Source organism: Streptomyces sp. UW30, from assembly GCF_008042075.1.
GTDB lineage: Bacteria > Actinomycetota > Actinomycetes > Streptomycetales > Streptomycetaceae > Streptomyces.
In genome coordinates this window covers 31,120-36,000 of record NZ_RDBN01000037.1, presented here as the reverse complement: position 1 = coordinate 36,000, position 4,881 = coordinate 31,120, and the positions used below count along the sequence as shown (strand labels likewise).

The 4,881-nt window shown below is 71.7% G+C and carries 2 protein-coding genes and 2 pseudogenes; 1 reads left to right on the top strand and 3 read right to left on the bottom strand.

What is annotated here, in order from left to right:
• The 3 genes and pseudogenes from EAO75_RS48630 to EAO75_RS18705 form a co-directional block, all read right to left on the bottom strand.
• Positions 1–163: pseudogene (locus EAO75_RS48630) on the bottom strand (extracellular solute-binding protein); the annotation flags it as partial.
• Positions 162–2,825: pseudogene (locus EAO75_RS47480) on the bottom strand (phosphoribosyltransferase domain-containing protein); the annotation flags it as partial. The pseudogenes EAO75_RS48630 and EAO75_RS47480, both read right to left, overlap by 2 nt.
• 50 nt (positions 2,826–2,875) lie before the next feature.
• On the bottom strand, positions 2,876–4,045 hold the full coding sequence (locus EAO75_RS18705; RefSeq protein WP_147996229.1) for an HpcH/HpaI aldolase/citrate lyase family protein: 1,170 nt from the start codon (positions 4,043–4,045) through the stop codon (positions 2,876–2,878).
• Positions 4,046–4,232: 187 nt separating this feature from the next.
• Here EAO75_RS18705 and EAO75_RS18700 point away from each other — a divergent pair.
• Positions 4,233–4,881 (top strand): TerD family protein (locus tag EAO75_RS18700; protein WP_147997956.1); only part of this gene is annotated, 649 nt, incomplete at its 3' end.

The window sequence follows — 4,881 nt, the reverse complement described above, 5'->3', positions numbered from 1 at the left end:
GGGTCGAGTACGCCGACGGGGTCGACGGGAAGCTGGCCTGCTTGGCGAAGACCTTCGCCTGCTGCTCGGGTGCGGTCAGCCACTTCGCCAGCGCGACGGCCTCCTTCTGGTGCTTGCTCGCCGTCGGCACGCCGAGGAACGAACCGCCCCAGTTGGCCGCGGTCGGCGCCGGCGAGTTCGCGGTAGAACTTCGCGCCGTGGAAGTCGTGCGGGCCGACCAGGTCGGCGCGCAGCACCGTACGCGAGATGAGGCCGGAGACCGTGGAGTTGAGGCACGCGGACGGGATGAGGTAGTCCTCGCGGGTGCCGTACGTCCGCACGCACGAGCCCGGATCGGCCAGGACGGCGATCTCGGGGTCGAAGCCGGTGATGCCGTCGGACACCTCGAACTCCCGTATCGCCGCGGCCAGTTCACGGGTGATGGCGCCCTTGCCGGTCCAGCCGTCGACGAAGACGACGTCGCGTGGGTCGTGGTGCTGGGCCAGCCAGCGCAGGGCGTTGGCGTCGATGCCTCGGCCGCGCACGATCGAGACGGCGTAGTGCGGGAGTTCGAGCCCGTGCCGGAACTGCGCCCAGCGGCGCATGAGGACGCCGACGGGGGTGCCCGCGCGCGCCAGCGACACCAGCACCGGCCGGGGGGAGCGCTCGGCCAGCACGATCTCCGTCACCGCGCCGGCCGCCTGCGCCAGCCGCGCGGCCGACTCCTCCAGCGCGGTGTGGAACAGCTCCTGGTACTGCTCGCTGGGCTGGTACTCCATCGGCAGGGACTCCGCGTAGTGCGCGCCGCCGCTCTGGATGGCCTCCTCGCGCTCCTCGGTCGGCGCCTCCAGCGTCACGTCCGAGAGGTCCTGGAGCAGCCAGCCGACCTCGTCGGGGGCGTACGAGGAGAAGGCGGGGCCGCGGAGGGGCTCGGGCAGCATCGGGTGCCTTTCGGGAAGGGCCAGGGGCCCGGGGACGTACGACGGCACCACCACCAGCAGGACCTGCGGGGCATGGGCGGCGAGCCGCGCCAGCAGGCCGTCGGGCGCGTGCAGTTCGGGGGTGTCGGCGACCGAGTCGACGACGACTATGACGGCGTCGAAGCCGGCGCCCGCGACGTTGTAGGCGTAGCGCTCGCCGGGGCCGTCGGCCGGGGTGTCGTGGGCCGGGAAGACCAGGCGGGTGCGTATCGCGTAGCCCGGGTCGTCGACCGCGAGGACGGGCGAGCGGGTGGTGGTGGAGTAGCGGACCTCGACGCCCTCGGCGACCTGCTCCAGCTCACGGGCGAGGCGGAGCGGGGCGTACATCAGCTCCTCGAAGCCCAGCACGTGCACGCGCCGGGCGCTCTTGGGCAGCGCCTCTGCCAGGCGGGCGGTCATGGCGGGCAGGGCGCCCTCCAGCCGGGCCCGGTGGGCCGGGGTGAAGCCGTGACGACCGCCGTCGGGGAGGCCGGGGGGCCAGTGCAGGTCTATTCGGGTGATGTGGGGGCCGGTGGTCTGTCGTCTGCGGCGCCGTCCGGGCCGCTCGCGCAGTTCCCCGCGCCCCCAAGCAGCGGCGCTGCCGCTGAGGCCGGCCAGGAGGGCAGCCCGCCAAGCAGCGGCGTTGCCGCTGGAGCCGGTCAGGAGGGTAACCCGTCGAGCTGGCGCTGGTGGACATGCGGTCGGCGGCCGACGCCGGCCGGCTGGAGGAGTTCGCGCGGGAGATCGGCGCGCGGGTGGACCTGGTGGCGGCGGCCTCGGGGACCGTACGGCTGCCGGAGGGGGTGCTGGAGAAGGGGCAGGCGTTGGTGGCGCGGTACGAGGCGGAGAGTGCCGGGGCCGGTGGTCTGTCGTCTGCGGCGCCGTCCGGGCCGCTCGCGCAGTTCCCCGCGCCCCCAAGCAGCGGCGCTGCCGCTGAGGCCGGCCAGGAGGGCAGCCCGCCAAGCAGCGGCGTTGCCGCTGGAGCCGGTCAGGAGGGTAACCCGTCGAGCAGCGGCGTTGCCGCTGAGGCCGGCCAGGAGGGTAACCCGTCGAGCAGCGGCGTTGCCGTTGAAGCCGGCCAGGAGGGCAACCCCCCAGGGGCGCGGGGAACTGCGCGAGCGGCCCGGACGGCGCCGCAGACGACAGACCACCGGCCCCGGCACTCTCCGCCTCGTACCGCGCCACCAACGCCTGCCCCTTCTCCAGCACCCCCTCCGGCAGCCGTACGGTCCCCGAGGCCGCCGCCACCAGGTCCACCCGCGCGCCGATCTCCCGCGCGAACTCCTCCAGCCGGCCGGCGTCGGCCGCCGACCGCATGTCCACCAGCGCCACCACGACATAACGCCGCCGCGGATACCGCTCATGAAGGTCCCGAACGGTGTTCAGCACCGTGTTCCCCGTGGAGAACTCGTCATCGACCAACACCAGCGGCCCGTCACCGACCAGCAGCGCAGGATCCTCCGGCAGCAGCAGATGCGACGTGGCGTGCGAGTGCGCCTCCTCGAAGCCGCCCGCCCGGGCGACCCCGGCGACCGGACGGCGGGTGGAGTGCAGATACGGGGCGAGCCCCACACCGTCGGCGACGGCGTGGCCGAGCCCCGTCGCCGTCTCGGCGTAACCGAGGACGACCGCCCTGGCGGCCTCCGCCGCGCCCAGAAGATCCCGCACCCGGCGCCCGAGCGCGAAGCCGGCGCCGTACACCACGGACGGTGACTGCGGTACGTGCTTGCCCAGCACGTTGGAGACCAGCAGGTGCGCCCGCTTGGGGTTGCGCCGCAGGGCGAGCCCCAGCATCCCGGTGAGCTCGTCGTCGCCCACGAGCTGGACCCCGAGCCGCTCGGCGACCCAGCTCCCGGACCAGACCCCGTCGTTCACTGCCTTGTTCATGCGTCCCTTGGATAGAAGCCGGTCGGCTCGTCGGAGCCGGTCGGCCAGGTTCAGGCCGGAATCCCGGCGGCGAGCAGCTCCACGAAGCCGATGTCCTCATTGGCCACACCGAACGCCTCGGCCCGCAGCATGGTCCGCTCGGCCCAGGCGCGATGAGGCTTCACCTCATTCATCTTGTTCGTGTACTGCGACCTGAGTACACCCCCGCCGCAGCGCTCGGGCTTCAGGATGTCCTTGGCGTCACTGAACTCCTCGTGACTGACCACGGACAGCGCGTGCACGGGCAGGACGTGGGAGGGGTGGATGCACGTCTTGCCGAGCAGGCCGTTGGCGTGGTCCATCGTGATCTCGCGCAGCAGGCCGTCCATGGAGTGCTCGATCAGGGCCTCGCGCAGCTCCTCGGCCTGGCCCTCCAGGAAGGGGCTGCGACGCAGCTGGGGCTTGAACATACGTTCCTGCACCCGGAAGTACTCCCACACCGGCCCGGTCACCGTGAACCCGGTGCCGTCGGCCCGCCCCAGCATGTTCACCACGTCGGCGATCACGGAGGCGACGATCTGGACGTCGTACGCGGTCATGTCCGGGGCCCGCCGCAGCCCGTACGACGAGCAGAAGTCGGTGACGCCCAGGCGCAGCGCCAGCACCCGCTCCCGGTACTTGTCGACCGCACGGGAGACGCCCTCCAGGGTCTCCACCCGCGACTCCCGGTACATCAGCTCGGGCGACTCCAGCACCGGCATGGCGAAAAGCCGCCGCCCGCTCGCCGCCTCGGCGCTCGCGAGGGCCTCCAGGAAGGGCATGCCGTGTTCCTCGGTGAACTTCGGCAGCACGAACCCGGACAGCAGCCGGACGGCGGGGCCGAGCCGTCGTACGAGGTCGGGGATCTGCTCGGGCGTCCGGACCCGGATGAAGAGCAGCGGCAGATCACCGGCACCCTCCCGTCCGGCGAGGTCGGCGAACTGCCGGACGAGGTTCTCCTCGCCCTCCGCGACGTCCTCGTCACCGATCGAGTCCTCCAGGCACAGCACCATCGAGACCACGCCGCGTCCGGTCTGTTTGACGACGTCGTCGGCGAGCCGCGGCCGCGTGGCCGGACTGTAGAGCGTGGCGCCCAGGGCCACGGAGAGCAGCCTGGCCGGAGAGTCGGCGGTGAACTCGCACGGCTCCTGGTGGAACAGGCGCTGCCGCACCTCCGGGGCGATGTGCCCGAAATGACGCATAGAACTCCCCCGTGATGATTTCAGTGGCCCCTGTGACCCGTTCACAGGTGGCCGGTAATAGTACGTAGATACCCATGTCAGGGGTTCCCGACAGGCATGAATTTCTGGTAACGCGGACAAACACGACCCCGCACGGTCTGTGTACCCCGCGTTGTCGTGACCAGGACGGAGAAGGCAGGATGACCGCATGACGCACGCGATGTTGAAGGGGTCGAACGTCCCGCTCGAAGTCACGACGGTGCGCGCCGTGCTGCGCTGGACGCCCGGGCAGGGGGTCCCGGACGTCGACGCCTCGGCTCTGCTCCTCGGCCCCGACGGACGTGTGCGCTCCGACGAGGACTTCGTCTTCTACAACCAGCCCCGGCACCCCTCCGGGAAGGTCTGGCGGCTCGGCAAGAAGCGACTCGCCGAGGGCCTCACCGACACGATCCAGACAGATCTCGCCGGTGTCGAGTCCAGCGTCGGTCAGATTCTGGTGGTCGCATCGGCGGACGGCGTCACCTTCGACCGCGTACGGGACCTGCGCATCCTGCTGTACGACGCGACGGCCACCGAGGGTGATCCGCTGGCGTACTTCGACATCAAGCCGGAGACGGGGCAGGAGACGGCCCTGATCTGCGGCGAGCTGTACCGCCGCGGCGAGGGCTGGAAGTTCCGCGCCCTCGGCGAGGGCTACTCGGACGGCCTCAAGGGGCTGGCCACGGACTTCGGCATCTCGGTGGACGAGTCGGAGACCATGGACGACCACGCGCAGACCCCCGAGGTCTCCCAGCCACTGCCCCCCGAAGAGCCGACGACAACGGTCCCGCCCCAGCCGGCCTACGGCTACCCCCAGC

What these genes read in the sequence shown, in the direction of transcription:
- EAO75_RS18705 (WP_147996229.1), bottom strand. Translation starts at nt 4,045, where the DNA reads ATGCGTCATTTCGGGCACATCGCCCCGGAGGTGCGGCAGCGCCTGTTC.